The organism is Vibrio sp. KUL80 (assembly GCF_059725495.1).
Genome location: NZ_AP045842.1, coordinates 1675352 through 1698822, shown reverse-complemented (window position 1 = coordinate 1698822; position 23471 = coordinate 1675352). Strand labels below are relative to the sequence as shown.

The 23471-nt window shown below is 44.6% G+C and carries 18 protein-coding genes and 1 pseudogene; 13 read left to right on the top strand and 6 right to left on the bottom strand.

Annotation, left to right across the window (positions count from 1 at the left end; all coding sequences use genetic code 11):
- The first annotated feature begins 63 nt into the window (after positions 1-63).
- A pseudogene (locus AC6I8U_RS24145) lies at positions 64-1388 on the top strand (IS4 family transposase).
- Positions 1389-1430: 42 nt separating this feature from the next.
- Here AC6I8U_RS24145 and AC6I8U_RS24140 read toward each other — a convergent pair.
- Positions 1431-2429 (bottom strand): CobW family GTP-binding protein, encoded by a 999-nt coding sequence (locus AC6I8U_RS24140; protein ID WP_498018829.1) that lies wholly within the window; start codon positions 2427-2429, stop codon positions 1431-1433.
- 541 nt (positions 2430-2970) lie between these two features.
- Between AC6I8U_RS24140 and clcA the strand changes: the two genes are divergently transcribed.
- From clcA to cqsA, 3 genes are all read left to right on the top strand, one after another.
- The gene (clcA, locus tag AC6I8U_RS24135; RefSeq protein WP_498018828.1) at positions 2971-4368 is read left to right on the top strand and encodes a H(+)/Cl(-) exchange transporter ClcA; all 1398 of its coding nucleotides are present in this window, start codon (positions 2971-2973) and stop codon (positions 4366-4368) included.
- A gap of 119 nt (positions 4369-4487) precedes the next feature.
- On the top strand, positions 4488-5456 hold the full coding sequence (locus AC6I8U_RS24130; RefSeq protein ID WP_498018827.1) for a TDT family transporter: 969 nt from the start codon (positions 4488-4490) through the stop codon (positions 5454-5456).
- Positions 5457-5679: 223 nt separating this feature from the next.
- Complete coding sequence (cqsA, locus tag AC6I8U_RS24125) at positions 5680-6861, top strand: alpha-hydroxyketone-type quorum-sensing autoinducer synthase (RefSeq protein ID WP_042471269.1); 1182 nt, start codon at positions 5680-5682, stop codon at positions 6859-6861.
- Between the two features lie 73 nt (positions 6862-6934).
- On the opposite strand, the gene AC6I8U_RS24120 is transcribed toward cqsA, so the two are convergent.
- Positions 6935-8983, bottom strand: coding sequence for a hybrid sensor histidine kinase/response regulator (locus tag AC6I8U_RS24120; RefSeq protein WP_498018826.1), 2049 nt, complete (start codon positions 8981-8983; stop codon positions 6935-6937).
- Positions 8984-9178: 195 nt separating this feature from the next.
- A complete protein-coding gene (folE, locus tag AC6I8U_RS24115) occupies positions 9179-9832 on the bottom strand; it encodes a GTP cyclohydrolase I FolE (protein ID WP_042471267.1) in 654 nt (217 codons plus the stop codon).
- A 205-nt stretch (positions 9833-10037) separates the two neighbouring features.
- On the opposite strand from folE, the gene moeA reads away from it, so the two are divergent.
- From moeA to AC6I8U_RS24095, 4 genes are all read left to right on the top strand, one after another.
- Positions 10038-11273, top strand: coding sequence for a molybdopterin molybdotransferase MoeA (moeA, locus tag AC6I8U_RS24110; protein WP_498019647.1), 1236 nt, complete (start codon positions 10038-10040; stop codon positions 11271-11273).
- Positions 11274-11282: 9 nt separating this feature from the next.
- The gene (moeB, locus tag AC6I8U_RS24105; RefSeq protein WP_498018825.1) at positions 11283-12032 is read left to right on the top strand and encodes a molybdopterin-synthase adenylyltransferase MoeB; all 750 of its coding nucleotides are present in this window, start codon (positions 11283-11285) and stop codon (positions 12030-12032) included.
- Positions 12033-12060: 28 nt separating this feature from the next.
- A complete protein-coding gene (locus AC6I8U_RS24100; RefSeq protein ID WP_252016925.1) occupies positions 12061-12366 on the top strand; it encodes a hypothetical protein in 306 nt (101 codons plus the stop codon).
- A gap of 84 nt (positions 12367-12450) precedes the next feature.
- The gene (locus AC6I8U_RS24095; protein ID WP_498018824.1) at positions 12451-13284 is read left to right on the top strand and encodes a sulfurtransferase; all 834 of its coding nucleotides are present in this window, start codon (positions 12451-12453) and stop codon (positions 13282-13284) included.
- A gap of 78 nt (positions 13285-13362) precedes the next feature.
- Here the strand turns inward: AC6I8U_RS24095 and AC6I8U_RS24090 are convergent, their stop codons facing one another.
- Positions 13363-13884 (bottom strand): lactoylglutathione lyase family protein, encoded by a 522-nt coding sequence (locus tag AC6I8U_RS24090; RefSeq protein WP_498018823.1) that lies wholly within the window; start codon positions 13882-13884, stop codon positions 13363-13365.
- A 107-nt stretch (positions 13885-13991) separates the two neighbouring features.
- Between AC6I8U_RS24090 and AC6I8U_RS24085 the strand changes: the two genes are divergently transcribed.
- The gene (locus AC6I8U_RS24085) at positions 13992-14882 is read left to right on the top strand and encodes a LysR family transcriptional regulator (protein WP_498018822.1); all 891 of its coding nucleotides are present in this window, start codon (positions 13992-13994) and stop codon (positions 14880-14882) included.
- Here AC6I8U_RS24085 and AC6I8U_RS24080 read toward each other — a convergent pair.
- Entirely contained in the window at positions 14879-15877 is a 999-nt protein-coding gene (locus AC6I8U_RS24080; RefSeq protein WP_498018821.1) for a sugar-binding transcriptional regulator, read from the bottom strand. The genes AC6I8U_RS24085 and AC6I8U_RS24080 overlap by 4 nt on opposite strands.
- 437 nt (positions 15878-16314) lie before the next feature.
- On the opposite strand from AC6I8U_RS24080, the gene tal reads away from it, so the two are divergent.
- The 4 genes from tal to AC6I8U_RS24060 all read left to right on the top strand — a co-directional run bounded on the left by tal (position 16315) and on the right by AC6I8U_RS24060 (position 21025).
- Positions 16315-17265, top strand: a complete 951-nt coding sequence (tal, locus tag AC6I8U_RS24075; protein WP_042471254.1) for a transaldolase — start codon at positions 16315-16317, stop codon at positions 17263-17265.
- 82 nt (positions 17266-17347) lie between these two features.
- Complete coding sequence (tkt, locus tag AC6I8U_RS24070; RefSeq protein ID WP_498018820.1) at positions 17348-19339, top strand: transketolase; 1992 nt, start codon at positions 17348-17350, stop codon at positions 19337-19339.
- Positions 19340-19494: 155 nt separating this feature from the next.
- A complete protein-coding gene (locus AC6I8U_RS24065; RefSeq protein ID WP_498018819.1) occupies positions 19495-19962 on the top strand; it encodes a putative pterin-binding protein in 468 nt (155 codons plus the stop codon).
- Position 19963: 1 nt separating this feature from the next.
- Positions 19964-21025, top strand: coding sequence for a diguanylate cyclase domain-containing protein (locus tag AC6I8U_RS24060; RefSeq protein WP_498018818.1), 1062 nt, complete (start codon positions 19964-19966; stop codon positions 21023-21025).
- A gap of 41 nt (positions 21026-21066) precedes the next feature.
- On the opposite strand, the gene AC6I8U_RS24055 is transcribed toward AC6I8U_RS24060, so the two are convergent.
- Positions 21067-23469 (bottom strand): EAL domain-containing protein, encoded by a 2403-nt coding sequence (locus AC6I8U_RS24055; protein WP_498018817.1) that lies wholly within the window; start codon positions 23467-23469, stop codon positions 21067-21069.
- Between the last annotated feature and the right edge of the window lie 2 nt (positions 23470-23471).

Here is a 23471-nt window from a genome sequence, read left to right as displayed (position 1 = left end):
GATCAATTGAATGATCCCTCCAGTGTGTAAAAATCCGATAGACCCTGTTTATCGGATTTTTTTATGCACGTTTCTCAAGCCCTCGATATCATAAATAACTACAAACCGAATCAAGTCGAAACTCTCGCAGACCTCCTACCGATTGAGCTAATCAAAGATGCCTATGAGCTGACAGACACAGTCACTCTTAGAAAGCGAAAACTGACTTTGGAATCGATGGCATGGCTTTTGGTCGGAATGGCTATTTATAACGACAAATCTATGGCTGATATCGCCAATATGCTTGATATTGTCGACCGTTCAGGTAAACCGTTTGTTGCCCCGAGTGCATTGACACAGCGTAGAAAAAATCTCGGTGAATCCGCGGCTAAAGCCCTATTTAAGTGTACGCAAAGGCATTGGTTTGAGCATGCAAGACTACCCAACTGGAACGGACTCACACTGCTTGGTGTTGATGGGGTTTTGTGGCGAACAGAAGATACTAATGATAACGCCGAGGCTTTTGCAAAGCCTACCAATCGTGATGGTAAAGAAACACAGTACCCTCAGCTACGTATGGTGTGCCAGATGGAACTAAGCAGTCATCTAATAACAGGCAGCGCTTTCGGCTGTTATACCGTGAATGAAATGACGCTGGCCGAGCAACTAATAGAAACGACTCCCGATAACAGTCTAACCCTTTTCGATAAAGGCTTTTACTCTCTTGGGTTACTTCAAGAGTGGAGCGCTAAAGGTGTAAATCGACATTGGCTCATCCCAATGAAAAAGGGATTAAATTACGAAGTCGTTCAGTCCCTTGGTCGACAAGATAAACTCATTAAACTGAAGAGTAATCCGCAAGCTCGCAAGAAATGGCCAACGCTAGAACGAGAAGTTGTTGTCCGTCTAATCACGAAGGTCAAGAATGGCAAGTCATATGATGTTCTTACCTCAATGACCGACCCGATGCTTTACCCAAAGTCAGACATAGTTGGTCTTTATGGATACCGCTGGGAAATTGAGCTCGGATACAGAGAACAAAAACAATATATGCTTGGCAACCGACTTACACTAAGAAGTCGACTTCCAGAATTAGTGAAGCAGGAGCTATGGGGATCTTGCTAACGTATAACTTGGTCAGGTATCAAATGGTTCAAATGTGTCACACGTTGAATGGAGATTACCTGCCATACCAACTAAGCTTCAACGGTGCATTAGCCCATATTATGCGCTTACTAGTAGGCCTTCCATATTCGTCACCAGGAGCAATACCTAGGCAACTCCAGAACTTTTACTCAATAAGCGAGAGTTTAATATTAGAGCCAAGACGGGAAAGATCCTTCCCTAGAGTAGTGAAGAAAAAACCATGCCGATACCCTAGAAAAAACAATGCCGCTCACCTTAAGTGAACGGCATTAGCGCTTTGCCTCTCTTTTCTTTGACAAATATCGCTACGCCTCATTCAAGCCGCATAGCTTTAAAAGTATCGATTCTAGGTCTTGCCACGGCATCAGTTGCGAGTCGATAACCTCAATTCGAGATTCATAACCCTCCAGTGACATTTGATTGACGGAAACCACGCGGTTAGCCACATTGAATGCAAAGCAGCCCTTGTCTGTATTGACCACCGCCTTCACGCGCTCAGCATTTAGATCGCTAAACAGCGAGAATAGCTGGTCGAAATCAAACCTGTGTTCTTCACCGATGATCCATCCACAGCTAAAATAGCCTTGTCCCTGGTTTTCACGACGTATATACGGTTTTTCTGGTGGCAACTCAAATACTGGTTCAAGGTCGCTATGGTCATGATCGTCGTGATGATGACCATGTTTAGCGGCCTCTTGCGCCACTTCGCGTCGTTCTATATCAAGTACTTCAAGGGGAAGCTCACCATTTTTAACCAGTTTGTGGAAGATTTTTGCTGGCTCTTGATCGGTCAGCCAATCATTAAAGACATCAATATCTTCTGCTGTGCACTGATCAACTTTGTTGCCAATAATGACTTCCGCCGAGGCAAGTTGGTCATTGAAATTTTTATTCTCTAGATGTCGCTCGTCTGACAGGTTACGCGGGTCAACCAACGCAATAGTGGCTCGTAAATCAATATACTTATCATATTGGTCAGACGTCAGCGTTTTAATAACCTGCTTAGGATGTCCCAAACCTGTTGGCTCGATGATCAGGCGATCTGGCTTTTGTCTTAATAGTGCATTGATGCCAACAGACATAGGAACGCCCGCTGTGCAGCACATGCAGCCACCTGGCACTTCCTTAATCATGGCGCCACCATCTGCCATCATTGCGCCGTCAATACCAACCTCACCAAACTCATTGACCAAAACTGCCCAGTTTTCATTCTCGGTTTTGTCTTTCAGTAGATTGAGTATAGTTGTGGTCTTACCGACACCTAAAAAGCCGGTGATTATGTTGGTTGGGACTTGGTTAGTCATAGTCTTACTCTGTGTTTGCTGTTAAGGAAAGTATAACCGCAAATTATTCAATGATTCTAGAGTGATAGAGAGGACAACAAGAAGTGTTCAGGTATTTACTTTATCGCATACGACAAAAGGCGCACTTTGCGCGCGCCTTGATCCCTCGTGACTCAATCGTGAGTTTGCGAATCTCTGAACCAAATCGATCGGCTGAGATAATATACGAGGCAGTAGTATGTGTATGTTGCACATCCAAATTGTAGGTAGGGATTTGAATCCTCCATGTAAGTCGAATATGAACCCTACACTCTAACTATGGTACAGAAACGATAAATTACAAGTTTTGAAGTGTGCCTGACATCACATATGTTGAACGGTGGTTCGAAATTGGACAGCAAAGCACACGGTCTATGCATAACCTCAGTTAGGCGAGTCGTTTTCGGTGTATCAGCGAATAGTGAAATACTACTTTTCATTCTTGCCACTGTTGCCAACTTTGTGAAGTCGTATAATTTTACCTTAAGTACCCATCAGTTAAGCCAAAAAGGTTCTTACTACAATGACCAAAAGAGAGAAAATTAAACAGTCGTTACTTGCCCACGTGCCAAAAGAAACGATCAATCAATTTCTCTCTAGAGACAAAACCCCGATTTCGGTTCTTCTTCTGTCATGTGTGGTCGGCGTATTTGCTGGGCTCGTCGGGACTCTTTTTGAGCTAGGTGTTCATTTCGTTACTGAGACTCGAACGGATTGGCTAAAAGACGAAATAGGCTCCGTCCTTCCACTCTGGCTACTTGCTTTTCTGATTAGCGCCCTACTCGCGTTCGTCGGTTATTTTCTGGTCCACAAGTTTGCCCCAGAAGCAGCGGGGTCAGGTATTCCAGAGATCGAAGGCGCGATGGATAATATGCGCCCTGTTCGTTGGTGGCGAGTCCTGCCAGTAAAGTTCTTTGGTGGTCTTGGCGCACTCGGCTCAGGCATGGTATTGGGACGTGAAGGCCCTACCGTTCAAATGGGTGGTAATATTGCCCGTATGGTGACAGATATATTCCGGGTGAAAAACGATGATAGTCGCCATACCCTTCTGGCCTCTGGTGCCGCGGGAGGTCTTGCCGCTGCGTTCAATGCCCCTCTAGCGGGCATTATGTTTGTTGTTGAGGAGATGCGCCCACATTTTCGCTACTCCCTTATCTCTATCAAAGCTGTGCTGATCTCCGCTGTGACGGCAACGATCGTTTTTCGCGCCATCAATGGACAGCACGCGGTCATTACCATGCCGCAATACAACTCGCCTGACCTGCAAATACTATGGCTATTCCTGTTACTTGGGGCTTTGTTTGGTGGATTTGGGGTTGTGTTTAATCGCCTAGTGACGGTATTTCAGGACTTGTTTGTCCGTATTCATAAAAACGACCTAAAGCGTTTCCTTTTCACAGGTTCAATGATCGGCGGTACGTTTGGCTTATTGCTGCTGTATGTACCAGAACTTACTGGCGGAGGTATAGGTTTAATCCCCGAAATAACCAATGGGAGTTTCAGCGCTCAAGTCTTGATACTTCTCTTCATCGGACGGGTTCTGACAACGCTTATCTGTTTTGGCTCGGGTGCGCCTGGCGGTATATTTGCGCCAATGTTGGCGCTTGGTACTTCCTTTGGTTACGCTTTTGGCCTAGTCGCACATACCCTTTTCCCAGAGCTTCCCATAGAGCCTGGAGTGTTCGCTATCGCAGGAATGGGAGCGCTATTTGCTGCCACTGTGCGTGCGCCAATCACAGGAATTTTGTTGGTTATCGAAATGACCAATAACTATCACTTGATATTACCTTTGATCATCACAGCGGTTGGCGCTACCATCGTCGCCCAGATGCTTGGTGGCCAACCTATCTATAGCCAACTTCTACATCGCACCATTAAAAACGAAAAACTCCAGCAAGTTGATCTACCTAGAAAAGAGTGAATTTAATCATACTGTAAGATGTTTCATGGTTACGTGATCTAGAAAAGCATGTATAATTAGACGGCTAGACTGCTAAAAAACTCGCAGCTATTAGATATGGAATTTCAAGAGAGCCCCCTGTGACAATAAGCTTTGCTCCCCTTAAACGTCTTACCCAGTTTCATAATGTACCGACTTCTCAAGCCTCCTTGGCGCTTGGTATGATCGGCTTAGGGCATGCTTGGGCGCTGTATATTCCTGACATAGGTAAACAGATTCAGCCTATATTAGCGGCATTAGGCGCTATTCTACTGCTACCGGTATTAATCAAATACCTACTGAATAGACATATCTTCTCGGCGGATATTAAGAATCCCTTAACAGGTAGTTTGATGGCGCCAATGAGCATGGCACTGTTAATTCTATGTGACTACCTCGCGGTTATTCAGCCAATCGTAGCCTATCCCCTCTGGTTTGCCGCTTTAACACTTCATGTATCAATGGCTGTGTTATTTTTCTTCCACCAAATAAAAAACTTCCGAATGTCGAATATAGTGCCTAGTTGGTTTCTCTATCCAGTGGGCCTAATCAGTAGTTCATTGGCTGGAACACAATTTGGGCACACCGTTTACTCGGAAACTATTGCTTCAGTTTGTATTACTATTTACTTTTTTATGCTGCCGCTTGTTCTATACCGTTTGGTATTCGAAGGGATGCTAAGAAAACGTGCAAGACCCACTTTGGCCATTATGGCAGCGCCGATCAACCTCACATTATCTGCATACTTAGTCAATTTTCCCGAACCTGATCCTATACTCACTGGTGCGTTAGCTGGTATCGCCATCACAATGACTATGTTGATCTACTTGTGCTACTTCCGACTACTTAAGCTCAAATTTCAGCCTTCAATTGCAGCAATTACGTTTCCCTCAGTCATTAGTTCTATTGCGATGCATAGACTTACTACGTTTTTTGAAGCGGAGCACCCACATTGGCACTGGCTGCATAATTTTGGATTTCTCGAACTGACTGTAGCGACGTTAGCAGTGGTTTGGGTGAGTGTAGGATTTGTTAAAATGTACTGGCCTGAGCTTGGTAGAAGTAGCTAATATTTTGTGATACAAATATCAATAATGAGATAGGAGCGTAGAGTTTTCAATCACTTAGACCCCCAACAGGTATAAGCAAAATAAACATAATCCCATAGAATATAGTTCATTTTGCAAACAGAACCAAAAAATAAAATATTCACTAATGACAGCAGCTCGTTTGTCGGCAATAAATAAGTGCATCGGCCGACATATGATTTCAATTACATAGAGAATAACTGCTATGCACTTAACTCAGATTAAAAAGTCTCTCCCAGAATTTATTACTAAAAAGCATGAGCATTTTATTGCCGACAGGATCAGTTCGAATACAGAAAATCATCCTGTTGTTTGTGGCGGTCGACCAACTAGCAACGATGTTGTAATGCAAACAAATGACTACCTTTGCCTTCATGACCACTACGAAATTCAAGAAGCTCATATTCAGGGAATACGCGAAACCAAAGAAAGCTTACTCATGTCCGGTGTTTATTTGTTGGGCGAAGAAAAAGAGAGTGACTTCGAATCAAAATTGGCGCGTCATGTTGGGTTCGAAAGCTGCTTAGTGGCTCAGTCGGGCTGGACTGCTAATGTAAACCTTCTGCAAGCTATCTGCGACAAAGATACAAACGTCTACGTTGATTTCTTTGCCCATGCTTCATTGTGGGAAGGGGCACGCATCGCAGGGGCCAAGGTGCACATGTTTATGCACAACAATATCAAGCATCTGAAGCGTCAAATATCGAGAAACGGTAGTGGCATCATTCTTGTGGATTCCATTTACAGTACCGTTGGCACGGTTGCTCCACTAGTGGATCTCGTTTCGCTTGCCTACGAGTTTGATTGTGCCTTGGTCGTTGACGAATCTCATTCGCTGGGAACCCATGGTCCACGAGGGGCTGGCCTCGTTGCAGAGCTGGGGCTTACCGAGCATGTTGATTACATTACCGCAAGTCTCGCTAAAACATATGCCTATCGCGCTGGTGTTATTTTAGCCAATGAGAAAACCAACTATTGCGTGCCAATGGTCGCCTTTCCGGCAATTTTTAGTTCGACAATGCTGCCTTACGAACTCGCTCGACTAAGCAAAACACACGACGTCATCGTTAGCTCTGAGAAGAGACGACAAACACTCAACGAGAACGCTCAATACCTAAATAAGGAACTGCGTTCCATTGGCTTTGCCATTCAAAGTGAATCGCAAATCATAGGCTTGGAAACTGGTGATGTGGAAAACACGATTAAAGTAAGAAACTACTTTGAGGAGAACGGAGTGTTTGGCTCAGTGTTTGCCCCACCAGCGACACCTAACAATAAGCACATACTAAGATTATCAATCAATGCGATGCACACTAAGCAAGACCTCGATAAAGTCATAGAGGTTTGCCGATCAGCTTGGCTAAACAACGACCTCATCTTCTATTAAGATCTAAAAACGCCTACATCAATGTAGGCGTTTTCTTCTTTGTTAATCCAGTCCCTTTACAGTCGTAGTTCAACTACAACCAAGTCGCTACTTTATCAATTAACTCATCTTTTGGCGTTGGCTTAACAATATAATCATTCATACCACTTTGGTTGATCTGAACGACAGTTTCTTCGCTTTTATCACCGGTATAACCAACGATTGGAACCGACGAGTAAGGCATGTTCGACTCACGAATTTTCCGAGTCGCAGATAAACCATCGAGTACTGGCATCTCTACATCCATAAGAATTAAGTGGACGTCTTCTTCATCTAGAACATCTAGGGCGACCTGCCCGTTTTCAGCTTGTATTACATGTAAGCCTTGTTTTTCAAGCATAATACTAGTAATCGAGCGCAATGAGTGGTTATCATCGACAATCATGACTGTTTTCTTAGTAGAGATTTCATTATAAGCCTGTTCAGGTTCATCATCTTCTAAAGAATCAAACAATAGGTAGTCTAACGTAGCCAATGGTTGGCTAATGAACGTTTCCCTGCTATTGAGAACGATATTTACATATCGTTGGAAATAAAGGTTACGAGTAGCATCCTCTTCGTTGAGGAACACAATCCTAGCCTCAGTGAATCCCAACTTACCTTCAAGGCGTGACATTAATGACCAGCCATTGCTATTAAACTCGCCATCTATAAGTATCAAACTATATTCAAAGTGATGTTCATCTCTCTCACAAGCATCCTCTAAACTCACAAACTCGACTTTCATCTGAGTGATGCCTTGCAGTTTTATAAGCTCAGTTGCAACATCCGATTTTTCATCTCCGATAAATAGCACAGATTTAGCCTTGACCAGCTCAATTTTGATATTTTTTACAGCTGTCGAGGAATAATTAGGGAAAAACAACTCAAACTCCGTCCATTCACCAACACTTGAGCGACAGACTATCGTGCCGCCAAATGAACGCATTACCTTCTTACAAAAAGACAACCCTAAACCAAACGTGCCGTTTTTGCCCGTAGTATAAAAATCATCAAATATATTTTTTATAAGCTCAGGCTCAATCCCAATACCTGTATCTCTAAATAAGATACTATTGCCATTCTCAGTCGCCTTGGAGCTAATCACAATGTTGAACTTACCCGCACCTCGATGTCGGAAAGAGTTCTTTAAGAGGTTATATACAACATACTTTAAAAGTGTGTCACTCCCGAAATAGCTAAAATCTTCCTTAATATCGAAGAAAACTAGCCTTTTATCAGCTGCATTTTTATAACTGAAACTATCAACTGCATTATCTACAATTGACTTGGCATTCAACTTACAAAACGTTGAAGTTGAAACTCTATTTTGATCTATTGATGTCAACAATAAGTCTATGGTTTCGTTACCAGTCCAAATTGCTTTCATAGAATCATCAATAATATCATTGAGTATTTGTATTTCTTGTGCATTTAATTGATATGTATTCCTGTAAGATGAGTTACCACTTGGTATGATACTCTTGATTACTTCAAACGAAGACAACAATGCACTCAGTGGGTTTCGCATTTCATGTGCAATACCTGCCCCAAACGATCTAGCAACAGTAAATTTCGCTTCATGTTCTGTTTGGTTTCGAAAATAAAACAAATTACCAAATAAATACGTAAACGCGAAGATCGGCAAATATACCAGATGATCAGAAAAGTTCACACCGTCAGGTAAATTAAAATGAGCTATTATAGCCGCACTCATTACACAGATTAACGCCTGCAATAACATAACTCTAGTATCATAAACCAAGAGAATATGCAGAAATATAGATGACATAAATGATAATACCCATACATCATTCCAGCCATTCATAAACATCATATAGGAGAAGAAAAAAGGAAGACAAAAACCTATGGAAACTAGGTAATAATATGGAACTACCTTCTTTAATCTATTGGTCATCACGCCACGAAATGCTAAAACGAAAACCAACAGCGAGCAGAGCAGTCTCAGCCATAAGTTTTCGTAGGGCTGAGGATAGAGCGTATCCCACACCCAATAGTATACAGGGTAACCAAGCCCGCCCATCACCACGACCAGAGTCGTATTAGGCTCAGCATAACTGTAGATTTTTTGAATTCTGTTCATTTCAACCTAGTCCAACTATAAGAACAGCGTACCAGGACGAGGTATTTTTTTGTTTTGATCGTCCATGGTCTAACTGGCTAATTTCTTAGCAAATCCTTTATGTAATCAATAGTATGAACGAAAAGCAGTGACAAATACAACAACGCCCTCTGAAATTAGAGGGCGTCTAAAGCTTTTTATTTACAATCGAGAGATTTAGCGCAAACCATGCAGAAACTCATGGCGTGTTGCAGGATTTGATTTGAAAATACCGCCAAGCGCTGTTGTTGTTGTCTCACTCGTTGCGTCCATAACCCCACGAGATTTCACGCAGTAGTGTACCGCATCCATCGTTACCGCAACGTCATCGGTTTCTAGCAAGGTTTGTAGCGCGACTAAAATTTGCTGCGTCATGCGTTCTTGCACTTGAGGGCGCTGAGCGAAAAATCTGACGATTCGATTGATTTTCGATAGGCCGATGATCTTGCCGCGTGGGATGTAAGCGACAGCTGCTTTACCATCGATAGTCACTAAGTGATGTTCACAGGTACTGGTCACAGTAATGTCTTTTACTCGCACCATTTCACTGACATCCATCTTGTTTTCGATGACGGTGATTTTTGGGAAGTTACTGTAATCTAGGCCTGAAAAAATCTCATCCACGTACATCTTAGCAATGCGATGTGGCGTCTCCATCAAACTATCATCCGCAAGGTCAAGTTGAAGGAGGGTCAAGATCTCACGCATGTGATGCTCGATACGCTCTTTCTTTTCTTCTCTTGTTACTTCATTCGGCAACATTGGGGTTTCCAGTCCACGTTCTGACAACGCTTCTTTCACCAATTTTGCTGACTCACTTAAACCTGACATCTTACTTCCTCGCACTAACTCCCGTAAGGGGAGACAAGGATACTCGGATTTACACGCAATTACACCCACAAATTCCGTATTGCTTTGTATCCGCTATGATTTGGAGCAACATTTAGCTGCTTTTATCCAAAGGGATAAGCCTCTCATCCAATAAAGTGTGTTAGAGTCGAATGGTTTTATTGAATCAATCAGGATGACTTATCTTATGGGTTGCTGCGACGCACCAGGCTTAATGCCTATCGAAGAAGCATTGGATAAAATGCTCACTCCAATCACCCCTATTTCTGACACCCTAACCCTTCCGCTAGCTGAAGCATTAGGCTATGTACTGGCTGAAGACATTCTGTCACCTATTAATGTTCCACCGTTTGATAACTCAGCAATGGATGGATACGCCATTCGCTTGAGCGATCTCGAGCAAAATACCACCATGCCTATGGTCGGAAAATCATTTGCTGGCGCTCCCTTCGAAGGTGAGTGGCCTGCACTAACGACTGTACGCATCATGACCGGGGCGAAAATCCCTGAAGGTTGTGATGCAGTCATCATGCAAGAGAACACCAGTGTAGAAGGTGACAACATCACTTTTTCTCAGCCTAGTGTCAAAGCTAACATGAACATTCGCCCTACCGGCGATGATATTTGTGCCAACGACATTGTGCTAAAGAAAGGTGCTCGCTTAACAGCTCGTGATATTCCTATGATAGCCACACTTGGAATCAGTCATATTAGTGTCTATCGCAAACCAAAAGTCGCGTTCTTCTCAACCGGTGATGAGCTCAAGCCTTTAGGCACCGAACTCGAAGCAGGTCAAATATACGACAGCAACCGATACGGTATTAAGCCGCTCATCGAAAACTTTGGTTGCGAAGCCATTGACCTAGGTATCATCCCTGATTGTCAGGACACACTTAAAGCGACATTCGAGAAAGCTCAACAACAAGCAGATGTTGTCATTACGTCAGGTGGTGTGAGTGTTGGCGAAGCCGATTACACCAAAGACATTCTTGAAGAACTTGGTCAAATTGGCTTTTGGAAACTTGCTATTAAGCCTGGTAAACCTTTCGCGTTTGGTGAACTTGATAATGCTTGGTTCTGCGGATTACCTGGCAACCCCGTGTCAGCAGTATTGACTATGTATGTGCTGGTACAACCGCTCATTGCAAAGCTTGCAGGCAACACAGAGTGGAAACAGCCAGAATCGATCCCTGCGACAACCCGCAGCGCATTTAAAAAAGCACCGGGTAGAACAGACTACCAACGCGGTATCTATACTATTGAGAATGGTCAGTTCGTCGTAGAAACAACGGGTAACCAAAGTTCAGGTGCGTTCCGTTCGATGAGCCTTGCTAACTGCTTTGTCGTGCTTGAAAGAGAGCGTGGCTCAATAGAAGTTGGTGAAATGGTCCAGATTCAACTGTTCAACCCTACGCTTTACTAAGAGGTGACCTTGGATATTCTCTCTGATGAAGAGATGCTTCGATACAATCGGCAGATCATTCTCAAGAACTTCGATTTCGATGGACAAGAAGCGCTTAAACAGTCTTCAATCTTAATTATTGGAGCTGGCGGACTAGGTTGCGCAGCAAGCCAATACCTTGCTACTGCCGGTGTTGGCACCATCACCCTAGTCGATGATGATAAGGTGGAGGTGTCGAACCTCCAACGTCAAGTCCTACACTCTGACGAAACGGTTGGAAAAAACAAAGTAGATTCCGCCAAACAATCATTGTGTAAACTCAACCCCTTTATCACTGTCAATACAGTCGCTAAGCGACTCAATGACGAAGAGCTTGAGCAGCAAATCCTTCAGCATTCATTGGTTTTAGATGCAACAGACAATGTTGAGACGCGAAATCAACTTAACCGTCTTTGTTATCAGCATAAAAAACCTTTGGTGTGTGGTGCGGCTATCCGCATGGAAGGACAAGTGTCGGTATTTACCTATCAAGATGATGCCTTGCCCTGCTATGCGTGTTTGAGCGCTCTATTCGGCGACACGAGCCTGAGCTGTGTTGAAGCTGGCGTGATGTCTCCGATCGTCGGTATTATCGGAGCGACACAAGCGCTCGAAGCCATTAAGGTACTCGCCAACTATGGTCAGCCAAAGATCGGCAAGCTGATGTTGTTTGATGGCCTTACCTTAACTTGGCGTGAGATGGGGCTTCCTAAATCCAAATCCTGCCAAGTTTGTGGCTAAGCGCGTAAACCAATGACGGAGTGAGCAAATGAAACCATTTTCCATCGCTATCACGCTACTCTTAGCTGGCGTCGGTCTTTTGGTACTTTTGCTCACTTTTCAATCCTCTGATGATAACCAAACCATCACCGCAACGGTGCAAAGCCACGTCCTAACTCAGTCACTTGATGGTAATCGCCATTACATGGTAGTTATTTTTGATGATGGCACCTCAACTCGACTCCTAACCAATGCCCTATCTCTTTGCCCTGTCGGCGATAAAGTCGTACTGAGCGCTTCCTCATCGTGGGGAGATTCAACCACCTATCAGTTGGACCATTGCGTACCTAAATAGTGTTTTACACCTAGACACTTGCGTTTTTTGCCTGCATGCTGAAACAGCATAATAGTGGAACAAAACAATAATAAGGAACGGCACATGACAGATACCCTCATCTCTCCGCAGTGGTTAAAAACGCAATTAGATAATAATCCAAACACCATTGTTTTAGACGCCAGTATTGAATTCCAAATCCCGCTCGAACCCAATAAAGATAAGAGTGGCGTCATTCCAACCGCCCAGCGCTTTGATTACGACAATGAGTTCTGTGACCCACAGGCATCACTACCCCACATGATGCCGTCCGAAGCGCGTTTCAATGAACTCGCAGGTAAACTCGGAATTACGCCAGAAAGCACCATTGTCGTCTACGACAACTCAGGAACATTTGCCTCACCTCGTGCATGGTGGATGTTGAAATCTCTTGGCCTTAAGCACGTGCATATCTTGTCCGGTGGTCTACCAGCATGGAAGGCGGCGGGTTATTCTGTTGATGAAAACTACAGTGCGCGAAACACCTCTACCCTATCTCAACCCATTGATGGCAACTATTTCATCGCCGCTGAGCAAGTGTTGCAATACTCAGATAACAGGTGCGCACGTATCGTTGACGCTCGTTCACTAGCACGCTTCAAAGGCGAAACTCCCGAACCGCGTGAGGGAATTCGTAGCGGTCACATTCCAAATTCAGTGTGCTTACCGTTTGCTGAATTAATGGAGGAAGGTACTCTCAAGCCACTTGAAGAGCTTGCTCCATTGTTTTCGTCTATCAGTGCGAGTAAGCGTGAGCATCTAGTGTTTAGTTGTGGGTCGGGTGTGACAGCGTGTATTTTGGCACTAGGGGCGTACTTGTGTGGCTACACTAACTTGTCTGTGTACGACAGGTCATGGACCGAGTGGGGTCAGCGAACTGACCTACCTGTCCAACTCTAACATAGAGAAGAAATAGCCTTCATATAAAACAACGCCCCACTTGTATGTTGGGGCGTTCGAATCAAAAACCTTCGTTGTTTAGCCTGTGTAAGCACCACTTGAGTAATGCAACTCATAGCTATGAGAGTAAATCTCTAGAATATTGCCAAAAGGGTCTTCCATGTAGATCATGCGGTAAGGCTTCTCACCCGGATAGTAGTAGCGAGGCTCTTTCATTCTTCGTTTGCCACCAGCAGCTACGATTTTGTCCGCTAACCCCTCCACGTCTGGGTCTTGTACACAGAAATGGAATATACCGGTTTTCCAATACTCAAAGTTATCCTCTGGGTTTTCTTGATTATCGAACTGGAATAACTCGACACCAATGCGATCGCCTGTCGACATATGAGCAATACGGAAGTGCTTCCACCCTGTCCCAAATACGTCGGTACACATTACTCCGATTGCGGAATCATCTTCAGTGACATCGGTTGGTGGCATGATCAAGTACCAGCCTAAAACCTCAGTGTAGAATTTCACAGCAGCTTCCAAGTCGGGCACTGATATTCCGATATGGCTGAAAGTACGTGGATAGGTGAGGTTTGTATTGGGTGAAGTCATGAGTGGTGTCCCTCTCTCTCGTTGAGAATAAGATACTTCTGATGGATTCGTTGTTATTTATCATATATTCTTCAGACAATAAGAATTTGTTATCAAATATTGAGTGTATGATTAACACAACTTGGCTTAATACGTTTAAAACTCTAGTAGAGATTGGTCACTTTACCCAGACTGCAGAAAAGCTGTTTATGACGCAGCCTGGCGTGAGCCAGCACATTAAAAAGCTCGAAGCGAGTCTCAAAGCGGAACTGATCACAAGAGAAGGTAAAACCTTCGAACTGACGGAGCAAGGGCGACTGGTTTATAACTACGCATGCGACCTAGCCAAGCAAGAAGCCTCACTACTAGAAAAGCTCAAATACGATGACCCTGAATCAGGAAATCTAAGCTTTTCTGCCTCTGGAGCAATAAGCACCGCGCTGTACCCCAAACTGCTCCTACTTCAAACTCAATACCCGGGTTTGCGCGTCAATATTGAAGCGGCTCCAAACCGGCGAGTAATAGAGAGCGTCACCAACGGCACGATAGACTCGGGCATTGTTACCGCGGTACCCCAACATCCAGACTTGTCCTCGGAGTATTTGGGGCAGCTTGAATTATGTCTGATTGGCTCCAAAGCCTCCGTGTCTAACCTTAGTCCGCGTGACGCACTTGAGCAGTTGGGCGTGATTGACCACCCAGATGCTCAGTACTACTTACAAAAGCTATTTGATCAAAGCGGGCTCCAAGAACTCGAAGAGGCTGAGTGGCAGGATTTTAGAAAAGTTAGCTATATCAACCAACATAGCCAAATTCTGCAGCCTGTTTCGATGGGAATTGGAGTTACCGTCTTGCCTAAGGTCGCTATCGAATACTCAGAGTACAAGGATAAAGTCGACATTTGGCCAACCGCAGAGCTGGTTAGTGAGCCGCTATACTTTGTGAAGAAGAAACGTAAACAGCTGGCGGCGCGTTATTCGTTTCTTCTTGAGGTCATAAAAGAGACGGAGTTTTCCTAGTCGTCTTTTGATGTGTCTGGCAGGCTTAGCATTTGTTCGTCAAGGTTAAGTACTGTCAGCGCGTTACTAACGCTTGTTGCAACAACATCAACTACGCCCGTTCGAAGCGCACCCAGCAATGCCATTGGTTTGCTGTTTTCGGAAGCAATGGCGATGACTTCTGAAATGCGGCGGAACTCTTCAAGCCCTAATCCGATGACCCGATCACTCATGACTGTGTTGGCAGCTCTGCCCTGAATGTCAAAGAAATCATAGCCTGCAAAATCACCGACAACCCCTTGATTCAGCCGTGATTGAACCACTTCATCCGTAGTAAACCATCCCAGATCAACCATATAGCTGTTCTCGCTCATATCGCCCACACCAACAATTGCCACATCCGCTTTGCGTGCCAAATCGAGCGTTTGCTTGACCGTAGCGTTTTGCATAAACGCCATTTTCTGGTCTCTATTTTCAGCGTACGCCGGCGCATAAAGCGTTTCTGACGTTCCCCCGTACTTTTTCGCCAGTTGTCGACAAATATGATCAGCATTAAAGCGTCCGCCCCTTGGGTGGATGCCTCCGATTCCGCAAACAAACTTACAATCACGGGGAGAAATAACCCCCATATGATGCGCTACTGCCGAGACATTCCTTCCCTGACCTACGGTAACAACCGTTCCCCCACGCAAGGTTTGAGCAAGGTAGTTCGAAACCAAACCGCCCACCTGAGTCCGCTGTGACTCCTCATCTGGCTGGTCGAGAGCGATAAGCGCCCGCTTAATACCAAATCGCTCAATCAGGCGCTGTTCTATCTTGGCACTGTATACCGGGTGATACTTCACCGTGATCTCAACAATGCCCTCGTCTCTCGCCTGTTTGAGTAACCGGCCTATCTTTGCTCGCGATACCCCAAACTTTTTGGAAATCTCTTCTTGAGTCGCGCCATCTTGATAATAAGCCACCGCGATTTCGGTCAATAAATCGTTGCTGGTTTCGTTGCTGTCGTTTTTCATCGGCTGTACTACTCCGCGATTCTATTCAGGCGAGCATTGGCTCACATATCAATCATTTGCTCAATGATAACCTTACCGTACCATTCGCTCAATAGCGTGACATTTTCTCAGCTGCATTCTTGACCATTGAAATTCTCCTCTAGCCCACGCTAGCACTGATTTTCAGTTGCAATTCGGGTCGCGCTAACAAAAACCAAAAATAACCCATGGAATACGAATTTTTGTACCAGTATTTGGTTGACATTATTTCTGCATGGGGTAAATATGAATCCAACATTTACTCACGAGTGATGCAAATGTTCACAGCAATCTGCGCACTCTGTACTGAAAAAATTTAAAGCGGATCGATAGTCGAATGAAACTTTGAACCGCTGAGCAACATTTGTATTTAGAGCCTTAGTCTCAAATTCTCTGCCCTCAAGAATAGGAACGAACCGATGAGCAACAAATTAGAGCAACTTCGCAAACTAACAACTGTCGTTGCAGACACTGGTGATATCGAAGCAATTCGCAAGTACCAACCACAAGACGCAACGACTAACCCTTCTCTGATTTTGAAAGCGGCGCAGATCGAAGAGTACGCACCACTCATTGACCAAGCGATTGAGTACGCGAAATCTCAAAGTGACGACAAAGCACAACAAGTGCAAGATACGTGCGACATGCTAGCGGTTAACATCGGTAAAGAAATTCTAAAGACAATTCCAGGTCGCATCTCAACAGAAGTTGACGCGCGTCTTTCTTACGACATGGAAGGCAGCGTAGCGAAAGCACGTCAGCTAATGAAAATGTACAACGATGCTGGCATCGCGAATGACCGCATCCTTATCAAGCTAGCTTCTACTTGGGAAGGCATTCGTGCTGCAGAGATCCTAGAAAAAGAAGGCATCAACTGTAACCTAACGCTTCTATTCTCATTTGCTCAGGCACGTGCATGTGCTGAAGCGGGCGTTTTCCTAATCTCTCCTTTCGTTGGCCGCATCATGGACTGGTACAAGGCGAAAGAAGGTCGCGACTTTGAAGCATCAGAAGATCCTGGCGTGATTTCAGTAACAGGTATCTACAACTACTACAAAGACCATGGCTACAACACAGTAGTAATGGGGGCGAGCTTCCGTAACACAGGTGAAATCCTTGAGCTTGCTGGTTGTGACCGTCTAACTATCAGCCCACAACTGCTTGCAGAGCTTGAAGAAGCGGAAGGCGAAGTCGTTGAGAAACTAGTTGACTCTAAAGGCTCTAAAGAGCGCCCTGCTGCAATGACTCACGCTGAGTTCCTATGGGAGCACAACCAAGACCCAATGGCGGTAGAGAAGCTTGCAGAGGGCATCCGCAACTTCGCTATCGACCAAGGCAAACTAGAAGCTATGATCGAAGCTAAGCTTTAATCAGCACAGATATTCAGAGGGGAACGTTTGCGTTCCCCTCTTCAATTCTCTCTCTTTAAAATCTATTTTTTCGGAATGTATTATGGATCGTAAACATCTCGCTAATGCTATTCGTGCTCTAAGCATGGACGGCGTTCAACAAGCAAACTCTGGTCACCCTGGCGCGCCAATGGGTATGGCTGATATCGCTGAAGTTCTTTGGCGTTCACACTTAAACCACAACCCATCTAACCCAGAGTGGGCTGACCGTGACCGTTTCGTGCTATCAAACGGCCACGGCTCTATGTTGATCTACTCACTGCTTCACCTAACAGGCTATGAGCTACCGATTGAAGAGCTAAAGAACTTCCGTCAGCTTCACTCTAAAACACCTGGCCACCCTGAGTATGGTTATGCGCCTGGTATTGAGACGACAACAGGCCCGCTAGGTCAAGGCATCACCAACGCAGTCGGTATGGCGCTGGCAGAGAAAACACTAGCGGCTCAGTTCAACAAAGACGGCCACGACATCGTAGACCACTACACGTATGCATTTATGGGTGATGGCTGTTTGATGGAAGGTATCTCTCACGAAGCATGTTCTCTTGCAGGCACACTAGGCCTTGGTAAGCTCATCGCATTCTGGGATGACAACGGCATCTCTATCGATGGCGAAGTTGAAGGTTGGTTCTCTGACGACACGCCGAAACGTTTTGAAGCATACGGCTGGCACGTAATCCCTGCAGTTGATGGTCACGATTCGGACGCTATCAATGCCGCGATTGAAGCAGCTAAAGCAGACCCTCGTCCTACTCTTATCTGTACTAAGACCATAATTGGCTTTGGTTCTCCAAATAAATCAGGTTCACACGACTGTCACGGTGCACCTCTAGGCGCTGACGAAATTGCAGCAACACGTAAAGAACTAGGTTGGGAGCACGGTCCTTTTGAGATTCCAACGGACATCTATGCGCAGTGGGATGCGAAAGAAGCGGGCGCAGCTAAAGAAGCAACGTGGAACGAGAAACTTGCAGCGTATGAAGCAGCATACCCAGAGCTGGCAGCTGAGTTCAAACGTCGTGTAAATGGTGAGCTACCTGCTGAGTGGGAAGAGAAAGCAACACAAGTCATTGCTGATCTTCAAGCTAATCCGGCGAACATCGCCTCTCGTAAAGCGTCGCAAAACGCACTAGAAGCATTTGGCGCAATGCTGCCAGAGTTCCTTGGTGGTTCTGCTGACCTTGCTCCGTCTAACCTAACCATGTGGTCTGGGTCTAAATCTCTTACTGCTGAAGATGCATCTGGTAACTACATTCACTACGGTGTTCGTGAGTTTGGTATGACGGCGATTATGAACGGTATCGCGCTTCACGGCGGTTTCGTACCTTACGGTGCAACCTTCCTAATGTTCATGGAATACGCGCGTAACGCAATGCGTATGGCTGCTCTAATGAAAGTGCAAAACATCCAGGTTTACACTCACGACTCTATCGGCCTGGGTGAAGATGGTCCTACGCACCAACCTGTAGAGCAAATGGCATCGCTTCGTCTAACACCTAACATGAGCACATGGCGTCCATGTGACCAGGTTGAGTCGGCAGTTGCATGGAAGTTTGCGATTGAGCGTAAAGACGGTCCTACGTCTCTCATCTTCTCTCGTCAAAACCTTGCACAGCAAGAGCGTGACGCGCAACAAGTGGCTGACATCGCAAAGGGTGCATACGTCCTGAAAGATTGTGAAGGTACTCCAGAGCTTATTCTAATTGCAACAGGTTCTGAAGTTGAGCTAGCCGTTAACGCAGCCGCAGAACTCAGCGCTGAAGGTAAGAAGGTACGTGTGGTATCTATGCCTGCAACTGACGTGTTCGACAAGCAAGACGAGGCATACCGTGAGTCTGTTCTGCCTTCGAGCGTAACAGCGCGTATTGCAGTTGAAGCGGGTATTGCCGACTTCTGGTACAAGTATGTTGGCTTCGGTGGCAAGATCGTTGGTATGACAACCTTCGGTGAGTCAGCACCAGCTGGTGAGCTATTTAAGATGTTTGGCTTTACAACAGAGAATGTTGTAAGCAAAGCAAAAGAGCTGTTGAAGTAAGCTTCTCTTTCAACACATAAGGCTGAGCGAGTGCTCAGCCTTTTTTATGTGTGACTGTTTTAGATTCAACATGTCTCATATGTTAGACACAATTTTGCTTGAAGGAGTAATCTCGCTTTCTACACTGTACGGTATGGTCAAAAAGGATTTTTACTATGCGAGCTAGAGCATTTCTCATCACCCTTGTCTCACTACTCTCAATTTGCCTGACTACGGCCCACGCTACTGACCTTGCCGTCAAAAGCGGTGGCGTTTTGCTAAAAACCTACTCCGATAGTGACTTGTCAAACATGCCCCAAGCAACCATAGATACAGAGTTGCCATGGTTAGACGGAAAAAACTCATTTACTGGGGTAAGCCTTGAAGATTTTTTCGTCCAGACTAATACCCCGCTTCCAGAACTGGTCACTTTTATCGCACTCAATGACTACAAAGTCACCATTAGGCAAGAAGATATCAAGGAATACCAACCTATCATTGCTAATCGGAAAAACGGCGAAAAAATGTCTGTCCGCGATAAGGGGCCATATTGGGTGATCTTCCCGTTGTCACAACACCCAGAGATCGATAATACCGATTACCACGCCATGATGATTTGGCAATTAAAGGAAGTACGGTACTAGTATGACAGCCAAGGAGTGCGTTGAACGATTCCCAATTAGTCTAATAAAGATCATTTTGGCGACCATAACCGCTTGCGTACTCGCCGTGAATGTCATAACCATAGACCGTATCAATCAAATCAACGAAGACCTTTCTGACCGCAAAAACGAAGCGACCTGGTTTATTCTTCAGTTAGTCAAAGAGTACTCAAATTTCATTACTCAATCGCATATAAAGCCGTTAAGAAAGGACGAGATCTGGCTGGCATATGACCTGACGTGGAGTCGATTCGACATCATATTGCACAGTAAAGAATCATCAAAGTTTATTGAGCAAGCGAGCTATAAAGCCTTTATGGAAGCGCAGTTTGATAAGTTCAAGGCCTTAGAAAAATCTTTAGTACTACTCGACACCCAACCAGAAATACAGAATGCCCTCAAGCAACGCATAGAAGTTAACTTTGAGGAAATCGTTCATTTCATCAACGAGAAGTTTCAGATTGAGAGCCCTATTACAGTGAAAAACCGGACTGAGCTTGAACGTCTCCTAATGTACCAAAAAGCCAGCACCGTCGCGCTCATCGTCCTATTTCTTCTAATCTCTTGTATTTTCTGGATAGATTCGAGCCTTCGTAAAACGCTCCAGCGCAAAGACGCGCTCACTTGTTTATTAAACCGCACTGCGTTAACCAATGACATCAAAAGCCAACTGAAACAACCCTATTACCATTTGCTATCAGTGCGTATCCTCAACATCTCAGAAATTAACCACAAGTACGGCATTGATTATGGTGATGTGTTGATTAAAGCCACTGCTGACAGGCTACTCAACTTCATCAACGCTGACTACTCACTGTACCGTTACAGTGGTTCTCAGTTTATTATTTTGAGCAACACCCCGGACTCTAAAATCACCCCTTCTCTTGAACAAACGATCAAAGACATACTAGCTGAACCCATTGAACTGTCTGATATGGCTTTGATTCTCGACATTTCAATGAGTCGTGAATCGAACTTAGTAAGACGAAGTTTGATTGAGAAGCTGACCCAATTATCCAGAAAAGCTTTGTCAACAGCGCTTTAGGGCGAGTTCCTTTATACGAAAAAATGTAAACTACGATATGCTTAATGCTTGATTATGGTGATATCCGCCATCTTAGCTTTAAGGTCGGTTAGCCTATCCTGAACATAAAAGTCGCAAAACGCCTCAAAACCCAGCGGTTTACTAAACCAATAGCCCTGAAGATAATCACAGCCTAAATCGGAAAGATATCGACATTGGTAACCTGTTTCGACGCCTTCGCCAACAACCTTCGCATTGCAGTTGTGACCGAGTGCAATAATGGAGTTAAGCATTCGCTCCTCCGTACCATCGGTGCCGATACGTTCAACAAAGCTCTTATCCACCTTCAGCTCATCAACCGGGTAACTAAGCAGTTGATTTATTGAAGTAAAGCCCGTTCCAAAATCATCCAGTGACACCCTAAACCCTATATCTCGCAAACCAGCGATAATCGCTATCGTGTCTTTCGTACTCTTAACGTAACTCGTTTCCGTTACTTCTAGGATCACGCGGTTTGGCGTGATGTTATGCGAATGACACACACTACAGATGAGCTCAATAAAATCATTGTTGTAAAGCTCAAGGGCAGAAATATTGATTGAAATATCTCCGACGTATCCCACTTTTGATTGCAACATCGATAAAGATTTGATCGCATTATTAATGACCCAAGTGTCTATATCGCCAATTAAGTTAGCTCGCTCTGCTGCCGGAATAAACTCTTCTGGTCCAATCCCCATTGCCCGTAATTTAGGGCACCTTACTAACACTTCAATACTAGCAACCTGATAGGTCGTAGAATCAATGAGCGGCATATAGTTCAGCTCAAACTCGCCATTTCCACAGCAGCTCAGGAGTATTTTTTCTATCTCATCTCTTCGTTTTAACTCTTCAAATAGAAGATGATCAAAATAGACCAACGGCGCTTTGTTTTTGATCTGTTTCGCTTTGCTTAACGCCGCCTCTATGCCTTTCTGCCAAACTCCTCTCTGAGATTCGTCACAAAGAGGAAAAATAGCCTGGGCAAAATCAAGGTGAAGCGGGACGCCCTCAACCCGTATCGCGGTTTTGAGGGACTGCTCAAAGTTGGCCATCAGTAATCTAATGGCCTGCTCGCTATCCGCGTTCACTAAAGCGTAGAATGTATTGCTGCCGTATCGACTGATTGAGTAATCGCTGCAACCACATCCTGTGCTTGATTGATTGGTGCAAATACACCGCTCGATTTCCCTAGCGATTTTGACAAGAGCACGGTCACCCTCGAACAAACCATGCAAATCATTAACTCTTCTGAAGTCTATGACATCCCAGGCCACAATATAGGTATGCTCATTACAATAGCTTTCGGTTCTCTGGTCGACAAACCTAATAAAAGAAGCTCGATTAGCTAACTTTGTTAAACTATCAAATTCAGCCTCAAACTTTACTTTGCTCAAACTATCTATATAGGCGTTTTTTAGAATAGAGACTTCATCATTATCTTTAGCTCGTTTAAAGTAGCGTAGCTCTAAGCCTCCTCTTTTTATATCTTTCAATAGACCGTTGATTGGTTCGAGCACTTTCGTTCTCACAATCACGTGAATAATAAGTAACAACGAAATCACGACCGCAAGCATATAGGCCAACACGTGTGTCGCTATCTGTGATTTAACATTGGCATAATGGTCATCCAGTATATCCAATTCTATCTCGACTTCTGGGCCAAAGATCTTAATCACTTTTCCGTCAACGAACTCATTGTCTACTACCTCGAAGTGGATGTCAGACCAAAGTTCGGATGTCTCGGTAACTTGATTGAAGTCCAAAATAATGTTTTCGTGGTTTGACGCATCCTTAAACAACTGGTTTAGCTTTCTTAAAGGTCCATCAACAACAAGCAAGCTCCTGCTTTTGCGTGTCATCGCTTGTTTATCGTCTGGCAAGAGTTTCGGATCATAAGCACCGATGTAGCTGTACCTGATTTCTCCTGTTACCGATTGGTAGGTGTGCCCTGTATTACAAAATTCTTCGCCTAAAGAGACTAAAGTGTATGAGTCGAAGACAGTTTGATAGATGTCATCAGCTAACGCGTTTGCTTCAAACGGATCGGATTTAAGTGAACTAGCCGTTAGATTGAAAAGAGGGTCCAAGCTATAGACTTCGACATTCCCTAACTTCATAGCTCGTTCTTGCTGAAGCAGGTAATTAATGTGAGACTCGAGAAAGCCCCGCAATACATAATCACTCGTGTCCTGAATGTGATTTATAAACTGGGCGCTGCCTGAAATCTCATGTCCAAGCCCCTCTATACCACTTCGCTCAAACTCAGCCGCACTCAACGCATTTTTGACTTTTGTGACCCACTTGTCCTGTTCGAGTGTTTTTTGCTCGCTTAACTGCCAAAAATAAAGCCCTGTACCAGCAAGCGCGGCGACAACCGTCATTACTGGTACGAGAACAAGATCTAACCTTCTGAGTAGTCTCATCG